The organism is Kitasatospora sp. NPDC005748 (assembly GCF_040630735.1).
Lineage (GTDB): Bacteria > Actinomycetota > Actinomycetes > Streptomycetales > Streptomycetaceae > Kitasatospora.
The window spans coordinates 85,407-103,071 of record NZ_JBEXYD010000013.1; the positions used below are offsets into that span (position 1 = coordinate 85,407).

Annotated in this window: 18 protein-coding genes; 9 read left to right on the forward strand and 9 right to left on the reverse strand. The window is 72.0% G+C overall.

Going from position 1 to position 17,665, the window contains the following annotated elements:
- The first annotated feature begins 111 nt into the window (after positions 1-111).
- From ABZ495_RS13260 to ABZ495_RS13275, 4 genes are all read left to right on the forward strand, one after another.
- Positions 112-1,347, forward strand: coding sequence for an Ig-like domain-containing protein (locus tag ABZ495_RS13260; protein ID WP_359803080.1), 1,236 nt, complete (start codon positions 112-114; stop codon positions 1,345-1,347).
- A gap of 217 nt (positions 1,348-1,564) precedes the next feature.
- Positions 1,565-2,839 (forward strand): Ig-like domain-containing protein, encoded by a 1,275-nt coding sequence (locus ABZ495_RS13265; RefSeq protein WP_329489666.1) that lies wholly within the window; start codon positions 1,565-1,567, stop codon positions 2,837-2,839.
- Positions 2,840-3,041: 202 nt separating this feature from the next.
- A complete protein-coding gene (locus ABZ495_RS13270) occupies positions 3,042-4,337 on the forward strand; it encodes an Ig-like domain-containing protein (protein WP_359835731.1) in 1,296 nt (431 codons plus the stop codon).
- Between the two features lie 198 nt (positions 4,338-4,535).
- Entirely contained in the window at positions 4,536-5,012 is a 477-nt protein-coding gene (locus ABZ495_RS13275) for an ATP-binding protein (protein WP_359835733.1), read from the forward strand.
- A gap of 437 nt (positions 5,013-5,449) precedes the next feature.
- On the opposite strand, the gene ABZ495_RS13280 is transcribed toward ABZ495_RS13275, so the two are convergent.
- The 6 genes from ABZ495_RS13280 to ABZ495_RS13305 all read right to left on the reverse strand — a co-directional run bounded on the left by ABZ495_RS13280 (position 5,450) and on the right by ABZ495_RS13305 (position 8,883).
- Positions 5,450-5,893 (reverse strand): hypothetical protein, encoded by a 444-nt coding sequence (locus tag ABZ495_RS13280; protein ID WP_359835734.1) that lies wholly within the window; start codon positions 5,891-5,893, stop codon positions 5,450-5,452.
- Positions 5,893-6,303, reverse strand: coding sequence for a helix-turn-helix transcriptional regulator (locus ABZ495_RS13285; RefSeq protein WP_359803075.1), 411 nt, complete (start codon positions 6,301-6,303; stop codon positions 5,893-5,895). Before ABZ495_RS13285 ends, ABZ495_RS13280 begins: the two co-directional genes overlap by 1 nt.
- A gap of 62 nt (positions 6,304-6,365) precedes the next feature.
- Positions 6,366-6,725, reverse strand: a complete 360-nt coding sequence (locus ABZ495_RS13290; RefSeq protein ID WP_359803073.1) for a type II toxin-antitoxin system RelE/ParE family toxin — start codon at positions 6,723-6,725, stop codon at positions 6,366-6,368.
- Between the two features lie 61 nt (positions 6,726-6,786).
- Positions 6,787-7,647: a hypothetical protein gene (locus ABZ495_RS13295; RefSeq protein ID WP_359835736.1), complete on the reverse strand. Its 861-nt coding sequence runs from the start codon at positions 7,645-7,647 to the stop codon at positions 6,787-6,789.
- Between the two features lie 232 nt (positions 7,648-7,879).
- Positions 7,880-8,080, reverse strand: coding sequence for a DUF397 domain-containing protein (locus ABZ495_RS13300; protein ID WP_359835738.1), 201 nt, complete (start codon positions 8,078-8,080; stop codon positions 7,880-7,882).
- The gene (locus ABZ495_RS13305; protein WP_359835740.1) at positions 8,077-8,883 is read right to left on the reverse strand and encodes a helix-turn-helix transcriptional regulator; all 807 of its coding nucleotides are present in this window, start codon (positions 8,881-8,883) and stop codon (positions 8,077-8,079) included. The genes ABZ495_RS13300 and ABZ495_RS13305 overlap by 4 nt, the downstream gene beginning before the upstream one ends.
- A 160-nt stretch (positions 8,884-9,043) precedes the next feature.
- Here ABZ495_RS13305 and ABZ495_RS13310 point away from each other — a divergent pair, with 160 nt between their 5' ends.
- Both ABZ495_RS13310 and ABZ495_RS13315 read left to right on the forward strand, forming a co-directional pair.
- Complete coding sequence (locus tag ABZ495_RS13310; protein WP_359835742.1) at positions 9,044-9,454, forward strand: ATP-binding protein; 411 nt, start codon at positions 9,044-9,046, stop codon at positions 9,452-9,454.
- Positions 9,455-9,649: 195 nt separating this feature from the next.
- Positions 9,650-10,954: a glycosyltransferase 87 family protein gene (locus tag ABZ495_RS13315; protein ID WP_359835744.1), complete on the forward strand. Its 1,305-nt coding sequence runs from the start codon at positions 9,650-9,652 to the stop codon at positions 10,952-10,954.
- Positions 10,955-11,007: 53 nt separating this feature from the next.
- On the opposite strand, the gene ABZ495_RS13320 is transcribed toward ABZ495_RS13315, so the two are convergent.
- Complete coding sequence (locus ABZ495_RS13320) at positions 11,008-11,733, reverse strand: TetR/AcrR family transcriptional regulator C-terminal domain-containing protein (protein ID WP_359835746.1); 726 nt, start codon at positions 11,731-11,733, stop codon at positions 11,008-11,010.
- Positions 11,734-11,869: 136 nt separating this feature from the next.
- Between ABZ495_RS13320 and ABZ495_RS13325 the strand changes: the two genes are divergently transcribed.
- Complete coding sequence (locus tag ABZ495_RS13325; RefSeq protein ID WP_359835748.1) at positions 11,870-13,369, forward strand: MFS transporter; 1,500 nt, start codon at positions 11,870-11,872, stop codon at positions 13,367-13,369.
- Between the two features lie 79 nt (positions 13,370-13,448).
- Here the strand turns inward: ABZ495_RS13325 and ABZ495_RS13330 are convergent, their stop codons facing one another.
- A complete protein-coding gene (locus tag ABZ495_RS13330) occupies positions 13,449-14,759 on the reverse strand; it encodes a helix-turn-helix transcriptional regulator (protein ID WP_359835750.1) in 1,311 nt (436 codons plus the stop codon).
- Positions 14,760-15,537: 778 nt separating this feature from the next.
- Between ABZ495_RS13330 and ABZ495_RS13335 the strand changes: the two genes are divergently transcribed.
- On the forward strand, positions 15,538-16,293 hold the full coding sequence (locus ABZ495_RS13335) for a trypsin-like serine protease (RefSeq protein ID WP_359835752.1): 756 nt from the start codon (positions 15,538-15,540) through the stop codon (positions 16,291-16,293).
- A 58-nt stretch (positions 16,294-16,351) separates the two neighbouring features.
- Here ABZ495_RS13335 and ABZ495_RS13340 read toward each other — a convergent pair whose 3' ends face one another.
- The gene (locus tag ABZ495_RS13340) at positions 16,352-16,759 is read right to left on the reverse strand and encodes a DUF3291 domain-containing protein (RefSeq protein ID WP_359835754.1); all 408 of its coding nucleotides are present in this window, start codon (positions 16,757-16,759) and stop codon (positions 16,352-16,354) included.
- Between the two features lie 85 nt (positions 16,760-16,844).
- On the opposite strand from ABZ495_RS13340, the gene ABZ495_RS13345 reads away from it, so the two are divergent.
- Positions 16,845-17,465: a MerR family transcriptional regulator gene (locus ABZ495_RS13345; RefSeq protein ID WP_359835756.1), complete on the forward strand. Its 621-nt coding sequence runs from the start codon at positions 16,845-16,847 to the stop codon at positions 17,463-17,465.
- The last annotated feature ends 200 nt before the right edge of the window (positions 17,466-17,665 follow it).

The following is a 17,665-nucleotide window of genomic DNA, read 5'->3' on the forward strand; positions in this document are numbered from 1 at the left end:
GGCCGCCCGGTGGTGGGCCGCCGGAGTGAGGTTCACCCGGCGGTCCGCGTGTCCTGCCGGGATTGCCCTCGTTGTCCGGGGTATCGGACGGAAACGGCGGGAGGCCCCGGAATGCGGCCCCGAGTACTGGTGTGGGCGCGCCGTGCGGCGGCGCTGGGGTGGAGCCTGGCGGTGCTGACGGGGTGCGCCGGCGGGGGCGGTCCGGCGGCCGGCCCGGCCCAGGACGCGGCGGCCCCGGGGCACACGGCCCCGCCGGCCCCCTCCCGGGCGGCGATCACCGCGCTGCCCGCCGACGGCGCCGAGGACGTCCCGCCGGACGGCGCGGTCCGGGTCTCGGTGGCCCAGGGCCGGCTGGTCTCCGTCCGGCTGGCCGATGCGAGGGGCACCGAGGTGGCCGGGACGCTCTCCCCGGACGGTGCGAGCTGGGCGCCGAACGGCCCGCTGCCGCTCGGCACCGCGTACACCCTGGACTCGGTGGCCGAGGACGACCAGGGCCAGAAGGCGAACCAGCACACGGACTTCTCGACGGTGGCCCGGGCGCACACCTTCGTCGCCTTCTTCACCCCGGAGGACGGCTCCACGGTCGGCGTCGGCATGCCCGTCTCGCTGCGCTTCAGCCGCCCGATCACCGACCGGGCGGCCGTCGAGCGGGCGGTGACGGTGACGGCCGACCCGCCGGTGGAGCTGGCCGCGCACTGGTTCGGCACCCAGCGGCTGGACGTCCGGCCGAAGGCCTACTGGGCGGCCGGCACCAAGGTCGCGGTGGCGCTGCGGCTCAAGGACGTGCAGGGGGCGCCGGGCGCGTTCGGCACCCAGACCAAGGACGTCCGGTTCACCGTCGGCCGGGCCCAGGTCTCCACGGTGGACCTGGACGCCCACACCCTGACCGTGCGGGCCGGGGCGGGCGGCAAGGTGGTGCGCACGCTCAAGGTGTCCGGCGGGGACCCGAAGCACACCACCTACCGGGGCGTGCTGGTGGTCTCCGAGAAGTACCGCACGACCAGGATGAACTCGCAGACCGTCGGGATGGGCGACGAGTACGACATCAAGGACGTCCCGCACGCGATGCGGCTGACCACCTCCGGCACCTTCATCCACGGCAACTACTGGGCCGACCCGGCGGTGTTCGGCGCGGCCAACACCAGCCACGGCTGCATCGGCCTGGCCGACGCCAAGGGCGGGACGAGCAAGGACACCCCGGCGGGCTGGCTGTTCGAGCACACCATCCCCGGGGACGTGATCGAGGTGAAGGCGGCCACCGGGGACGCCGTCCCGCCGAGCAACGGGTTCAACGGCTGGAACCTGCCCTGGGCCCAGTGGGTCGCGGGCAGCGCGATCGAGCGCTGAGCCACCGGCCCCTGGCCCCGGCTGCGCGGCGGTGACCCTCCCGCCGGTCTTCACCGCTGTTCCACCTGTGATTCACCGCACTCCCCCCGGGGTTCACTCATTCGGCCCAGCTATCCTGCTTGCCGCGCCGAAGACCGGCGCGGAAGATCGCCGGTCCGGTGCAACCCGTCCGGGCGAACACGCGTCCATCTGGATGGACACCGGGAGGGGAGAAACCGTGAAGCCGGTTTTGGCGGACGACGCCGCGATAGGGACCACCAGCCGTCGGATGCGCCGCGGCGCAGTGGCGCTCGCGATGGGCGGGGTGCTGCTGCTCACCGCGGCATGTGGGGACGACAAGGGCAGTGACGGGGGCAGCGGCGGGGGTGACGCGGCCGCCACGGCGGGTGCCAACGGTGGGGGCGCTCCGGCGCCCGGCCAGAGCTCGGCGGCGCCGAAGACCTCGGCCGCGGTGCTGACCGTCGAGCCGAAGGACGGTGCCCAGGACGTCTCGCCGACCAACGCGCTGGCCGTCTCGGTCGCGAGCGGCAAGCTCACCACCGTCGAGGTCACCGACAAGGAGGGCAAGCCGGTCGCCGGGGCGATCACGCCGGACGGCTCCGGCTGGAAGCCCAGCGCGCCCCTGGCCGTCGGCATGGTCTACAAGGTGAGCGCGCAGGCCCAGGACGCCGAGGGCCTGGTGACGGCGTCGACGACCTCGTTCACCACGCTGACCCCGGCGAAGACGATCTCCACGAACGACAACATCGCCGACAACGCCACCTACGGCGTCGGCATGATCGTCTCGGTGGTCTTCAACAAGGACGTGAAGAACAAGGAGGCCGTGGCGAAGGGGATCACCTTCGAGACCAGCGACGGCGCCGCCACCGAGGTGAAGGGCCACTGGTTCGGCACCAAGCGGCTGGACTTCCGCCCGGCCGAGTACTGGAAGCCGGGGACGAAGGTCACCATCCACTACCGGCTGAAGAACGTCGAGGTCGCCCCCGGCATCTACGGCGACGTGGACAAGGACGAGCCGTTCACCATCGGCCGCTCCCAGGTCTCGACGGCCGACTCGGCCGCCCACACGATGACGACCGTCCGGGACGGCAAGAGCACCACGGTGCCGGTCACCCTCGGCGCCGACGCGACCCCCTCCTGGGGCGGCACCATGGTGATCATGTCCAAGGAGAAGGTCACCCGGATGAACTCGCAGACCGTCGGTCTCGGCGGCGAGTACGACATCCAGGACGTCCCGCACGCGATGCGGCTCACCACCTCCGGCACCTTCGTGCACGGCAACTACTGGGCCAACCCCTTCGGCAAGTCCAACGCGAGCCACGGCTGCGTCTCGATGGCCGACGAGAAGGGCGGCAGCGACACCTCGGTGGCGGGCAAGTTCTTCAACGACTCGCTGGTCGGCGACGTGGTGAAGATCGTGAACACCAAGGAGAAGACCGTCGCGCCCGACAACGGCCTCGGCGGCTGGAACATCGGCTGGGCCAACTGGTAGGTCCGGCGACACACGCTCTACCCCGGCGGCAGCCCCGGTAGTCCCGGTTCGACGACGACCGGCCCGATCCTCACTCGTTGGGGTCGGGCCGGTCGTCGTTCGTGGCGTGATCGTCGCCCGGATGGCGCAACCTTTCCGGTGGATGGCGCGTGTATCTGTCGAGTCCCCTCGTGGTCGAGCGGGATCAACGGGAGGAGTCGACATGAGGTCGATACGGACAGTGGTGGCCGCCGGTCTGATGGGCGGCGCGCTGGTGCTGACCAGCGCGTGCGGCGGGGGCGACGGCGCGGCCGGTGGGAGCGCGGCCAGGGCGGACCTGGGGGGCGCGGCGGGCGTCGCGGCGACCGCCTCCGCGCCGGCGTCCGGAGCGGCACCGGCCTCCGGGGCGGCACCGGCCTCCGGGGCGGCGCCGGCCGACGCCCCCGCGTCGACCCCGGCGGCGCCGAAGGTGTCGGCGGCGGTGCTGGACATCCAGCCGAAGAACGGCGCGGTGGACGTGGCCCCGAGCGGCGCGCTCAAGGTCGCGGTGGCGGGCGGCAAGCTCACCACGGTCAAGGTGAGCGACCGGACCGGCAAGGAGGTCGCCGGGACGATCGCCGCCGACGGCGGCAGCTGGACGCCGACGGCCGGCCTGGCGGTCGGCACCGCCTACCAGGTGAGCGCGATGGCGGCGGACGCCAACGGCGTGGTCGCCTCGGCGGACAGCGGCTTCACCACGCTGACGCCCGAGCGCGAGGCGAAGGCGAGCGACAACGTCGAGGACAACGCCACCTACGGGGTCGGCATGATCGTCTCGGTCGACTTCGACAAGGACGTGAAGAACAAGGAGGCGGTCGCCAAGGGCATCACCTTCGAGTCCGACAACGGCACCGTGGTGAAGGGCCACTGGTTCGGCAACCGCCGGCTGGACTTCCGCCCCGAGGCGTACTGGAAGCCGGGGACGAAGGTCACCGTCCACTACCGGCTGAAGAACGTGGAGCTCGCCCCCGGCGTCTACGGCGGCGTGGACCGGGACGAGCCCTTCACGATCGGGCGATCGCAGGTCTCGACGGTTGACGCGAAGACGCACAGGATGACGGTGGTCAACGACGGCAGGAGCTCCGTCGTCGACATCACCTCCGGCTCCTCGGAGCACCCCACCTGGAACGGCACCATGGTGGTGATGTCCAAGGAGGGCGTGGTGCGGATGCAGTCCAGCAGCATGCCCGGGATGACCGGGGACCCGTACGACCTCCAGGTGCCGCACTCGATGCGGCTGACCACGTCCGGCACGTACGTACACGGCAACTACTGGAGCAGCGCCTTCGGCAAGGACAACGTCAGCCACGGCTGCGTCGGCCTCAAGGACGTCAAGGGCGGCGGCGACGGCACCTCGGCGGGCAGCTTCTACGACGGCTCGCTGATCGGCGACATCGTGACGGTGCAGAATTCCTCGCGCGGCACGGTGGCTCCGGACAACGGCCTCAGCGGCTGGAACCTGGCCTGGAGTGCCTGGTAGGAGGCGGTTTGCGGCAACCCGGGCTTGACGCGCACCCGGCCCGGGTTGCACCCGGCATATGCCGAGCGGGTAGTGATCGTTTGCTCATTGTCCGTACGCGGCCGCTTGCGTTCCGCAATGATGGACCGCATGGCGGGTTGGGGCGAAACAGATCAGTCATCACTTCCTGGGTCGAGCTTGGTCGCTGAGGCATCGTGGATGTGCTTCCAGGACGCGCTGGCGGCCCTGGAGCGGCTCAGCTCCGAGGAGCTGGAGCGGATGTACTTCGGCAGGCTGTGCGACCAGTCGGCACCGGGCGAGATGCGGTTGCCGTCGAGGCCGGAGTCCGGGCCGCTGGCCCGCCGGCTGGTGCTCTCGGTGCTGGAGTCCTGGGAGCTGCACCAGCAGTTGGAGGTCGGCGAGCTGCTCACCAGCGAGCTGGTGGCCAACGCGGTGCGGCACGCGGCCGGGCGGACCATCGGCGTCCAGGTGTCGCGCAAGCCCGGCTGGCTGCGGGTCGAGGTGCGGGACTCCTCGCGGGCGCTGCCCTGTCTGATCATGGCCGAGCCGCTGCCGATCAACGAGTTCGGGCGCGGGCTCAAGGTCGTCGACGACCTCGCCGACCGCTGGGGCGCCGATCTGCTGCCGCGCGGCAAGGGCGTCTGGTTCGAGCTCAAGGTGCGCGAGCGCCACTGAGGCGTCGCGGCGGCATCCGCCGTGGTCGCGCCGCAGCCGTGGCCGTGCCGCAGCCGTGGCCGTGCCCGGAAAACGCGCAGGGCCCCCGATCCACCGTGTTCCGGTGCGTGGGGGCCCCTGCAAGTCATCGCGCGGCCAAGGGGGTGCGTGCCGACACGATGGGCGACGGCCGTGCCAGGTCGGGCGGGCCGTAGTCTCGGTGTCCTCGGCGGGTCGTCGTCGTTCGCCGCCGGACATCTCGACTATCGCACGGATCTCAGCATGTGGGCAAACCGGCTGGCTTTGATTTCAAGGTTTGTAACCTAGTTCACCTTTGGATTTTGCATAGGTTAACGCTGTCGCCTGAGATTATTCATGAGCGAGCCGTGTAGACCCTGTGACGAGGCTCTGTGACGGGGCCCTGTGACGAGGCCCTGTCGGGGCTGGCGGTCCGAGCGCTAGCGGACGCCCTGCCCCGGGCCGCGCAGCGAGAGCAGCGGGGTGTCGACGCCGAGCTTGGTGGCGCTGCCCTGGAGGGCCTCCCGCAGGTACGGGTAGAGCACCGTCACGCCGATCCGGTCGACGAACAGCTGCTGCAGTTCGGCGGGAAGCTCGAACGGCGCCCCCAGCGAGAAGGCCGCCGCCGCGTCCACCACGAAGTCGGCCTGGGCGCTCCCCAGTGCCAGCCGGCAGCGCACCTCCAGGGTGGTCCCGTCGTCGCCCTCGCGGAGCCAGACCGCGAGCGTGGTCCGGTTCTCCGCCTCGCTGCGCGGCTCCTGCTGGTCGAAGAGGCGCCGGCCGGACACCTCCAGGAAGGTGACGTCGTCCAGCTCGGTGGCGGCGGAGAGCTCGTCGAGGGTGGCGAAGCGCCGGACCCCCGGGCGGGCGGGCGAACCGGCCATCAGACGGTCACCGACCGCTGCGCGTCGTCGCCCCAGGCGGTCGGCCGGGACCGTGCTCCGCGCTCGCGGACGGCCACCCGGACCTGCACCTCGACCGGCGCGGGCTTCCAGGCGGGCGTCAGGTCCGCGGCGGTGTGGTCGACCAGGCTGTACAGCCGGGCGTCGACCGCGCGGGCGTACCGCTGGAGCGTGGAGTAGCGGGCGTCGCCGCCCACCCGCTCGAACTCGGAGATCGTCGACTGCGACGTCCCCATCAGGTCCGCCACCTCGCGCTGGGTCAGACCGCGCTTCTTGCGGGCCACCACCAGGGTCTCCACGAGTTCGGCGTAGGCCTGCGCGTCGGCCAGGCTCGCGGCGACGCGGGGATCGTCCGGGTCGAGGTCGAGTAGATCGTGCAGCGTGGGTGCCATGGCCGCCTCCCCTCAGAGTGCTTCAACATTATCGCCCGAAGCCGATATCGAGAACCGGGAACTCAGCCCGCCGACGGCCGGTTCCGCCACTCCCTGAGCCGCCGCTCCGCGGCGCCGCGCTCGTTCGGCGGGGTCTTCTGGGACTTCTTCTGGAAGAACGACAGGGCGAGCAGGACCAGGCCCTCGCCCTCCTCCGCGAAGAGCAGCCGGAAGGTGCGGTGATCGCCGGTGAGCCGCACCTCCAGGAGGTCGTTGCCGAGGTCCTTGACGTCCCCCGGCAGGGTCTGCCGCTCCTTGACCCGGTTCATCAGGACGAACAGCCGGGCCCGCTCGTGGGTGGCCAGCCGGGCCTTCTGCAGGTCCTTGACCAGGGGCGTCGAACCGTCCGCGCCCTCGTAGAAGGACCACTCCCGTGTGTTCAACGCCCACCCCCTCGGCCCGTGCGCCGGTCGGCAGTCTAGGGGGGAGGGGGTGAAGGGGGGATCAATGCGGCTGCCGTACGGACGGGTTGGGGCGGACCGAGGCGCGCACCCGGGCGGCGTGCCGGTGCACGGCCTGGGGCGAGAGCCGGGTGCGCGGTGGCGGGGCGTCGGAGGCGCCCGCCCGGCAGGCCCGGCAGAGGCCGCCGAGGAGGGCCTGCGGCCGGCTCGGGGTGCGGCAGTCGGTGCACTCCAGGACGCGGGTGACCGGCGCCGTCGGCTCCCCGGTGCGTTCGGGCGGCATCTTGTCGGCCAGGCTGCGGTGGACGAAGGCGGCCGGGCTGTGGACGGCCGGCGGGAGCCCGGCGGTCAGCGCGGTGGTGAGGTACGCCGTACCGGCCCCGCGCGCGAGCCACTGGGCGGCGAGCGGTTCGAGGGAGTCGCAGTCGCGCGCCGAGAGCGCGAGCCGGGGGTCGGCGAGCCCGAGGGCGGCGAGGGCCCGGTAGGCGGGTGACCTGTCCACGCGGGGGTGGGGTCGCTCGTCCGGGTGAACCTGCGCGGGGCCGGTGTCGGCACTGCCGTCCGTGTCGCCGACGGTCAGGAAGCGGGACCACCAGGCGTCGTCCCGGGGCGTCCGGGAGAAGTAGGTGCGGAACACCCACTGCGTGCGGTCGCCGTCGACCCGCTCGCGGACGCGGCGCAGGTGACCGGCGACGGAGAGCCGGTTGAGCGCGCTGCGGACGGCCTGCTGGCCGTAGTGCGGCTGCTCGCGGGCGAGGGTCTTGGTGTCCATCGCGGCGCCCTCGGGCAGCCGGTCGACCAGCCGCGCCAGGTAGGCCTCACGGGCGGGCAGCTGCGCGAAGTCGTCGGCGCGAGGGGGATTTTGGCCCGGCGCGGAACGCTTTCCGTAGCCGGGGGACGCCATCGGGGGCAGGGCAGGGCTAAAGTCGTGGGTAGCCACAGGATCGACTGCTTTCGATCGTGTCGGTCAGACCCCCGTTCGGTGTTGGTGCACCGGCGGGGGTTGATTCGTTGGTGCGCACGCTACACGGCGTGCGCAGCCCGTGGCGACCGGTGACGATTAGTCATACGGGCTGGCTACGGCGGTGGTTGGGAGGGCGGGTGGGGGGTGTTCACCCACCCGTTCCGCTAGGAAGTCACTCGACCCCCGACACCTGAGCTTCGGCTGCGAAGACGAGGAACGCGGCCCAGGCGGCGGGCGAGAAGGAGAGCTGCGGCCCGGCCTTGTCCTTGGAGTCCCGGACGTGGACGGTGAGGCTGGAGGAGGCGACCTCGACGCAGTTGCCGCCCTCGGTCCCGCTGTAACTGGACTTGGTCCAAGTCAGGTTGGCGCTCATAGTTCCTCCGACAGAGTTCTGATGAACCGAGCCGACTCCTCGGGGCTGAGGGCCTGCCGGAGGATCATTGCATAGCGCTGCCAGAGGAGATTCACCTTCTCTCGCTCTGCAAACAGAAGCCCCATGGACTGGCCTTCCTCGTAGGCCAAGCGCTCGTGATCGGCGGTCTCAAGAAGGACGAACGGGCCGTTGACCCCCGGGTGTACTCCATGGGCGGGCACCACCTGGATGGAGACGTGCCGAGGTGTGCCGGCGGCGAGGAGGTGTTCCAGTTGCTTGCGATGGACGTCCTCGGTGCCGACTCGGCGCCTGAGAGCGAACTCCTCGATGAGGAAGTTGAAGGATTTCGTCTGCTTCTGCAAGGTCGACTGGCGAGCGATCCTGGCTGCGACTCTCTCGGTCACGGTGTCGTCATCAAGTGGCGGCCAGTGGGCGTTGATCAAGGCCTGTGCGGTTGCTTCGGTCTGGAGCAACCCGGGGACGAGTTGATTCTCATAGGAGCTCAGAACGGTCGCCTCAGCCTCGTACCTCATGAAGTCCTGCGAGAATGACGGGAACTTCTCGGGTTTCAGGTAGTCGACAGCACCGAGCAACATTCCTCGGGCGTTGCATAGCTCGTCCGCGACTGTCAGCAGCTTGACCGAGGGCTTCCGTCGGCCCGCTTCCATGGATCGGACGCTCTCCGGGTCGTAGCTGGCCGCCTGGCTCAACTGCTCCCTCGTCACGCCGGAATGCTCGCGCCAGCGCTTGATCTGATCGCCACAGTACTTCCAAGCCATCGGCGGCTGTGCGGGCGCGCTCATCCCCGTACCCCTCCTCATGCGGTCGACCTGCGGGTCATTCCCTCGCTGAACCGCCGGCGTCACTACTGAGGCTATGCCTGAAGGCCGAATCCTGGGACGTGAAATGGCCGATCTCCGCTCCTGTGGGTGACGCCAAAGGCTCTCCGCATCAAGGACACTGATGATCACTCAGCCCGTCGACATCGAGTGGATGTTCCCTCGCCACCCCCGCAGTGTCGGCCATGCCCGCGTGCAACTCCTCCGGCAGGCCTACGCCTGGCGGGTGCCCGACGAGACGACCGAGACCGCCCTGCTCCTCCTCAGCGAACTGGTCACCAACGCCTGCCGCCACGCCCGTGGCCCGCGTGACCGCCTCATCGGCGTCCGGTTCGCCGTCACGGAATGCGGTGCGCTCCGGGTCGAGGTCGCCGACGCCAACCCGGACCTGCCCGAGCCCCGTCAGGCCGGCCCCGAGGACGAGGGCGGTCGCGGGCTCGAACTCGTGGAGGCCCTCGCCGCCTCCTGGGGCGCCCGGCCCCGGGGTCCGGGGCACGTGGGCAAGATCGTCTGGTTCGAGCTCAAGCCGGAGTAGTGGGAAGTCGACCGGTCCGACTTCCTGCTCCGGCCCCTTCCGGGACTCCCGTCACTACCCTCACTTCGGCCACTTCAGCGCTGCGACCTGCCCTGGTTCGTGCCCTGATAGCCCTTCGCTCGGCGTACTTGTGTCTGTATATATGATTTTCGGTGCACGGCTTCGGGGGCGCCGTGGCCAACCGAACGGAGTGCGATGTCCGACATCACCACCGAGGAGTCGCGCCGTGACGGCGTCGATCCGATCGTCCTGGCGCTGGCCGCGGCAGCCGCGGTGCTGGCCGCGCTGACCGTCAGGATCCTCCTGCTGGACAGTGAGTCGTCGGACTACTACTACTTCCTCGGTCCGTGGTACCGGTACATCGCCGAGAACGGCGGCTTCAACGCTCTCAGCCATGCGGACTTCTCGGACTACAACGTCCCGTACCTCTACCTCATGGCCGCGCTCACCTACCTCCCGGTGACGGCGCTCGCCGGGATCAAGTGGGTCTCGATCCTCTTCGACCTCGCCCTGGCGTCCTACGTGTTCCGCATCGTGGAGCTGCGGTGGCCGCAGCGGCCGTGGCGCGCCCTCGGTGCCGCGGTGGTCGTGCTCTTCCTGCCCACGGTCGTCACCAACAGCGGCTGGTGGGGCCAGGCCGACGCGATCTTCACGACCTTCCTGGTGGGCGGCGTCTACCACCTGCTCCGGGACCGGCCCACCTGGGCGTGCGCGTTCTTCGGGATCGCGCTCGCGTTCAAGCTCCAGGCCGTCTTCCTGTTCCCCGCCCTGCTGGTGCTCGTCCTGGCGAACCGGATCCCCTGGCGGAGCCTGTTCGCCGCCGTGGCCGCGTACGTGGCCCTCGACATCCCCGCCTTCCTGCTCGGCGCGGACCCGTGGCAGCTGCTGACCGTCTACACCCGGCAGCCGGACACGTACAAGGACCTCACGCTCTACGCGCCGTCGGTGTACCAGTTCGTCTCCGTCCCGCAGGACGCCCAGGACACCGCGCGGGGCATCGGCGTCGTGGTCGCCGGCGTGGTGGTCCTGGCGCTGGTGGGGCTCGCGGTGCGGGCCCTGCGGCAGGCCGGCGCCGCCGCGGCCGGCCAGGCGGGGCGGCGGGTGCTCACGGACACCCGGATCCTGCTGCTGGCCACCGCCTCCGCGATCGCGGTGCCCTTCCTGCTGCCGTCGATGCACGAGCGCTACTTCTACATAGCCGACGTGCTCAGCGTGATCGTGGCCTTCCAACTGCCCCGGCAGCTCTGGTACCTGCCGGTGCTGGTGCAGCTGTCCTCGTTCGGCAGCTACCTCAAGTTCATCAACCGCGACGTGGACCCGTACCTGTCGATGCCGGCCCACGGCGTCCTGATGCTGTTCGCCCTGATCGCCGTCCTCCGGGTCACGGTCGCCGACCTCCGCCACCGGCCCACCGTCCCGCTGCCGCACCAGGCCGACGGGGACGAGGCCCCGGCGCAGATTCCCCGGGCCACCCCGGCCACCTGCCCCCCGGGCCCGTAGTCGGTCGAGCCGCAACCCCCTCAGTCGCGGATGTGACCCAGCCGCACCGGCGGTTACCTCGGGTCGGGGAGGCGTAGGGCCAGGCCGTCGAGGATGACGTTCAGGCCGTAGGTGAACTTCTCGTTGCGCAGGGCCACCGGGTCGACGCCGATCGCCGCCGCGTACGCGGCGGAGAGGTGCTCGGTGTCGGCCGCCGCCTCCTGGGCGGCGGGGATCAGCCCCTCGATGAACTCGGCCTCGGTCTGGCCGGAGCGGGCCACCGTGGTCAGCCAGGCCGTCTCCGTCGTGCTCATCCCGATCACGTAGGTGATCACGGTCTCGATCGCGCGCTCCGGCTCGGGGAACCCGGCGGTGACGAACAGGGCGGCGACGCGCTCGGAGTAGGCCTTCAGGTTGGGGCCGAGGTAGGCGAGCCCCGCCTGGCCGAGGACCGAGGCGAGCCACGGGTGCCGCAGCGCGGTCGCGCGGAAGGACTCGGCGGCCTCGGCGACGGCCTCCCGCCAGTCGGGGCTGTCGGCGGGCGGGACGGTGCTCTCGCCGAAGACCTCGTCCACCGCGAGCTCCATCAGCTCGTCCTTGGTGGCCACGTGCCGGTAGAGGGACGTCGCGCCCGCGTTCAGACGGGCGCCGAGTTTGCGCATGCTGAGCGCGTCGATGCCGTCGGCGTCCAGCACGGCGATCGCCTCCCGGACGATGGCGGCCCGGTTGAGCGCCGGCTGCTCCGCCTCCCGCTGCTGCCGTGCCCAGACGGACGGGGCCGGGTTCGCCTTGGTGGCCATGAGGTTCTCCTCTTCACATCTTCCTGCGTACGCCGTGCGCATCCAGCGTACAGGTGCAGTGGTTGCGCACACTGTTCCGTTCTGCGTACAGTGTGCGCAGCGAAGGAACAGTGTGCGCAACTCGGAGGGACAACCCATGGAAACCCGCAACCCACGTCGTTGGTGGATCCTCGTCGTGCTCTGCCTCAGCACGCTGGTCCTGGTGATCGACGGCATGGCGCTCACGGTGGCGGTGCCGTCGATGACGGAGTCCATCGGGGCGAGCGCCCAGGACACCCAGTGGATCCTCGACTCCTACATCCTGGTCTTCGCCGGGCTGCTGCTCACCTCGGGCAGCCTCGGGGACCGGTTCGGCCGCCGCAAGGTGATGATCATCGGCCTGCTGCTGTTCGGCGCCGCCTCACTGGCCGCGACCTACTGCACCAGCCCTGGCGAGGTCATCGCGGCCCGCGTCGCGATGGGTGTCGGCGGTGCGCTGATCATGCCGTCCACCCTCTCCATCCTGATCACCGTCTTCGACGAGGACGAGCGCAGCAAGGCGATGGCGGCCTGGGGCTCGGTGTCGATGCTCGGCCTGGTCGGCAGCCCGGTGCTCGGCGGCGTCCTGATCGACCACTTCTCCTGGCACTCGATCTTCTTCATCAACGTCCCGGTCGTCGTCCTCGCCGTCGTCGCCGCCCTGACCCTCATGCCGGAGTCGAAGGGCCCCTGGCAGAAGGCCGACCCGCTGGGCGCGGTGCTCTCCGCCGTCGGCATGACCGCCATGATCTGGTGGATCATCGAGATCCCGCAGCACGGCGCCTTCGACGGCCGCTCCGCCGTCACCCTGATCGTCGCCGTCGTCGCCCTCGGCGGGTTCGTGATCTGGGAGAACGTCACCTCCGAGCCGATGGTCCCGCTCGCCCTGTTCAAGCACCGCAACTTCAGCGGCGGCTCGCTCTCGCTGACCCTCGTCCAGATCGGCAACGGCGGTCTGCTGCTCGTCCTCACCCAGTACCTGCAGTTCGTGCTCGGGTACTCCCCGGTCAAGGCGGGCCTCGCCTTCGTGCCGCTGGCCGTGGCCGCGCTGATCGGCAACGGCGCCGGTGCCGGGCTCGCCGCGAAGATCGGCAACCGCCTGCTCGTCCTGGTCGGCATGCTGCTCATGGCCGCCGCCTTCGGCCTCCTGAGCACGGTCTCCGCCGACGCCGGGTTCACCCTCCCGGCCGTCGCCCTCGGCCTGCTCGGCCTCGGCGCCGGGCTGGCGATGCCGGCCGCCATCGGCGCCCTGATGGGCACCATCCCCGCCGAGAAGGCGGGCGTCGGCTCCGCCCTGAACGACACCATCCAGCAGGCCGGCAGCGCGCTCGGCATCGCCATCCTCGGCTCCCTGCTCTCCAGCCGGTTCGCCCGGGAGATGCCCGCCGACAGCTCCGCGCAGGCCAAGCGCTCGATCGGCGACGCCCTGGCCGCCGCCGGCGGGGACGCCGGACTGGTCCACTCCGCCCGGGAGGCCTTCACCTCCTCGATGTCGACCACCTTCACGATCAGCGCGGTCGGCGTCCTCGCCGCGGCCCTGCTCGCCACCCTGGTCATGCGGGACAGGAAGGCCGCGCCGGCCGACGCCCAGGCGGAGGAGGCCACGCTGGCCGCCTGACGCCGCGCCCACACGTCGGGTAGGCCGGCCACCCGCTCCGGGTGGCCGGCCTACCCGACGTGTGGGCGCGGCCCGGGGGTCAGTCCTCGGTCGAGGTGGGGGTCCAGCCCACGCGGTCGTCCTGGTAGAAGTAGCCCGGTGCGCCCTTCAGGCCCATGGTGCGGAAGGGCTTGTCGTTGGCGTCCTTGACGGTCTGGGTGCCGTGGCTGCTGCCGCTGCTCCACTCCAGCTCCAGGTACCAGCTGACGTCCTGCCCGGCGGTCCCGGCCTCGACGTTCAGCACCTGGGGGTCGGTGGCCGAGACCCGGTAGGGGAAGTCCGAGACGGTCTTGGCCTTCACCTCGCCCTCCTGGGCGGGGACTGCCACCGGCCGGGGGGCCGCCGCGTCGAGGTCGACCGAGAAGGCCGCCGGGGTGATGCTGCCGCCGCAGCCGGAGCCCATCATGTACGCGTTCCACTTCGGGGCCGGGCGGGTGCTGACCACGTGCACGTAGAGGGCGTGCAGGACGACCGGGACGGCGGAGTCGCCCTGCGCCGTCACCTGCAGCCGCAGGTGCCCGGCGGGGACGGCCTCCTGGGCGGCCGCCCAGCTGTCCGTCCGCTTGGGGCTCGGGGGCGCGGGCACCGAGCGCGGCGCCTTGGCGGTCAGGAACCACTGGCCGCAGGGGCTGCCCCAGTTGTCGGTCAGGACGGTGACCTGGAACGGGGCCGGGGCGGCCGCGCTCGTCGCGGCGGGGGTCGCGGCGGTGGTCGCGTCGGACGCCGGAGCGGACGGCTGCCCGGCGACCGGGGCCGGGGCCGCCGGGGTGGAGGGGGCGCCGGCGGCGGTCGGGGACGGGGGAGCCGCCGACGGGGTGCCGCCGTGCCCGCTCGGGACGAGGAGCGGGATCGCGGCGGCGACGAGGGCCACGGCCGCCGCGCTCAGCAGGATCCGCGGGTACGGAAGCCTGCGGCGCCGGGTCTGGCCGTCGGCGGGGTCGCCCTGGGGGCTGCGCGCGGAGTGCAGGGCGTCGACGGGCGGCAGCGTCGCCTCCTGGGCGGTCGCCGGAAGCGGGGCGTCGGGGGCTTCAGGGGCCACGGTGACCACAGGGGCCGGCTGCGGCTCGGCGGGCTCCGGCCGGACCGGTTCGCGGGCGGGCTCACGGCGCCGGGCCGCGTCCGCCAGGATCCAGCGGCGGTGCAGTTCGACGAGCTCGTCCGCGCCCGCCCCGCAGACCCGGGCGAACCGCTCCACCGGCGCGTACTCGTTGGGGACGGCGGCGCCGTTGCAGTAGCGGTGCAGCGTGGACGTGCTGACGTGCAGCCGGGTGGCGAGCGTGCCGTAGCTGCGGCCCGAACGGTCCTTCAGCTCCCTCAGCATCGAAGCGAACTCGTCGGTCTCCACGCTCATCCGGCGCCCCCCTCGTTCCGGTCCGGCGTTCCAGGCGGCACCGAATCCGCAGATCACGGTACCTGTCGCCGTTCCAGCGTCCCGAACTCCCCGGGGGGTCTGGCGGCCGGGACGCCTTCCGGGCCACTGTGCGGTGCGGCGGCGGTCCGTCCTTCGGCCGAGGGGGTCCGCCCGTACCGACCGAGTCCTCAGCGGAGAAGAGCAGCCACGTGTCCGTCCAGCTCCACCGAATCCTGATCACCTGCGCGCTGCTCCTGCTCGGGGCGGGCGCCCTCCGGGTGCTGCTCCGGCGGCCGGGCCCGCGCCGGGCCGGTGCGGACGGGGGCCGCCCGGTGGCCGATCGGCCGGCGCCGGGCGGTGGCGCCCGGCGCTGCTCCGGTCGGGTGGCGCGGACCGGGGGCAACTGCCGCGGCCCGGTCCGTCCGGTGCCCCGCCGCTGCCGGCTCACCGGGCCGGGGGCCGTGCGGCACTGACGGGCCGCCCGTCGGCCGGGGTGTCAACGCGGTGGCTCCCCGCGCCACTTTCGGGTCCGGGCGCCGTGCCGGCCGCCCCCGTCAGGGCTTCTGCCCGCCCACCCGCCGCCGGTGCCCGGTCCGCGGGCCCGGGATCCGCGGTGGGAGCCGATCGTGGGTACCGGAACCGCGAGCGCCGGTGCCCTTTCGACCCTCTGCCCCTTCGCCCCTTCGCCGTGACCACCTTCGCCCCTTCGCCGTGACCACCTTCGTCCCGACGACCTCCGCCCTGAGCGATCCGCCCGAGAGAGATGCGAGCCCGCCCGATGCGCAAGCCGTACCGACGCCCGTTGACCGTCCTGCTGGCCTCCGCCGCCCTGGTGGCCGTCGCCGCCACCCCGGCCGCCGCCGTCCACGGGGGCACCGACACCACCACCGCCGCCAACCCGTTCGTCGTGGCCCTGGAGACGGCCGGCGGCGAGCAGTGGTGCACGGGTGCCCTGATCGCCCCCACCAAGGTGCTCACCGCCGGCCACTGCGTGGCCGAGGCCGACGACCCGACCACGCTGCGGGTGATCGCCGGCCGGACCGACCTGACCGGCCACGGCGGGCAGGTGCGGCGGGTGCGGAGCGCCGCGGTCGACCCCCGGTACACTTCCGCCCTGGACCACGACTCGGCCGTCCTCACCCTGGACCGGCCGCTGAACGCGCGGACCGTCCGGGTCGCGACGAACCGGGACGAGGCGCTGTACCGGTACGGCCGCACGGCGACCGTCTACGGCTTCGGCCGGACGGGCGACGGCGGCCCGGGGACCCACCTGAAGAAGGCCGCGCTCACGCTCTCGCCGCTGTCCGGCTGCGAGCCCTACACCGGCCCCGGCGACTCCCCGCGGCTGAAGGTCTGCGGCAGCCCCCGGCCCGGGACGGCCGACAGCATCTGCAAGGGCGACTCCGGCGGGCCGCTCGTGGTCGACGGCGTGGTGATCGGCATCGTCTCGACGGGCAACAAGTACTGCGACACCCAGTACCCCGTCTCGGTCTTCACCCGCGCCACCGACGTACCGGCGCAGCTCCTCCGCTAGCTCCGGCCGCTCCGGTCGCGCCCCCTTCGGCTGCACCCCCCTTAGGCTGCCCCGCGGGTCAGCCGGCCGGTCGGGTGGCCTGCTGCTCGGCCAGCCGGCGGTGGGCTTCGGGCCAGCCGACGGGGAGCTGCTCGACCGGGGCCTGCCAGTAGGTGAACACGGACTCCCGCATGGTCGAGCGCAGGCCGGTCATGATCGAGCGGTGCGGCTCGGCGCGGGCGAAGTCCTGGAGCGCCTGCTGGCTCTCCCAGGCCGACAGCGTGTAGAAGGTCCGCTTGGTCGGGCGGGCGATCAGCGAGGCGCCGAGGGCGCCGGGCGCGGACTGGATCTGGCGCCAGACGGCGTACGACTTCAGGAGGAAGCGCGGGACGTCGCCGAGCGAGCGGACCTCGAACCGGGAGGCCATCACGACGGCCTGCGTGCCGGGAGTGGCCGGGTGCGGGGTGATCCAGGGAATCGTGGGCATGGCTGACGCGCCTCCGTTATTGGGTAGTGGCACTATCTATGTTAGACAGTAGTGGTATCCAATAGCTAGGGGAAAGCGGAGTACCGTGCGCATCTCGGAGTTGAGCCGTCGCAGCGAGGTCCCGATCGCGACGATCAAGTACTACCTGCGGGAGGGCCTGCTGCCGCCCGGCCGCTCCACCTCCGCGACCCAGGCCGAGTACGACGAGACCCATCTGCGCAGGCTGCGGCTGGTCCGGGCGCTGATCGGGGTGCGGGGGCTCAGTGTGAGCGCCACCAAGGAGGTGCTGGGCGCGATCGCCGCGCACGGCGGCGAGCAGCACCAGGTGCTCGGCCTGGCGGTCGGCGCCCGGCCGGCCGACGAGGACGCGGCCCGGCCGGCCACCGCCCCGGGCGCGGCGGAGGTCGACGCGCTGATCGCGGAGCTGGGCTGGGAGGTCTCGCCGTACGCGCCGGCCCGGGCAGTGCTGGGGGAGACCCTGGAGACCCTCCGCTCGCTCGGCGAACCCGTCGACCGGCACACCCTGCTCCCCTACGCGGAACTCGCCGCGCGCACCGCCGTCCTCGACCTCGACCAGCTGCGGACCAGCGACGACCCCCTCGAACAGGCCGAACGCGCCCTGCTCCTGACCGTCCTGCTGGAGCCCGCCCTGCTCGCCCTGCGCCGGCTGGCCCAGGAGAACGAGTCCGCCCGCCGAAACGCCTGAGCCGATCAGGTCGCGGGCGAGGCAGGGGGACGGCGTTCGGGCGTAGGCGGAGGCGAGCTTGTCGCTGGTCATCACCAGCGGCCGCCAGATCCGCCGCATCGAGCTGCGCGAGGCCACCGCGGCGGGCTCGGACGCGGAGCACCGCGAGGAGGACTTCCGGTGAACTCCGCCACCGCGTGACCCGCGTCCACCGCGGTCCT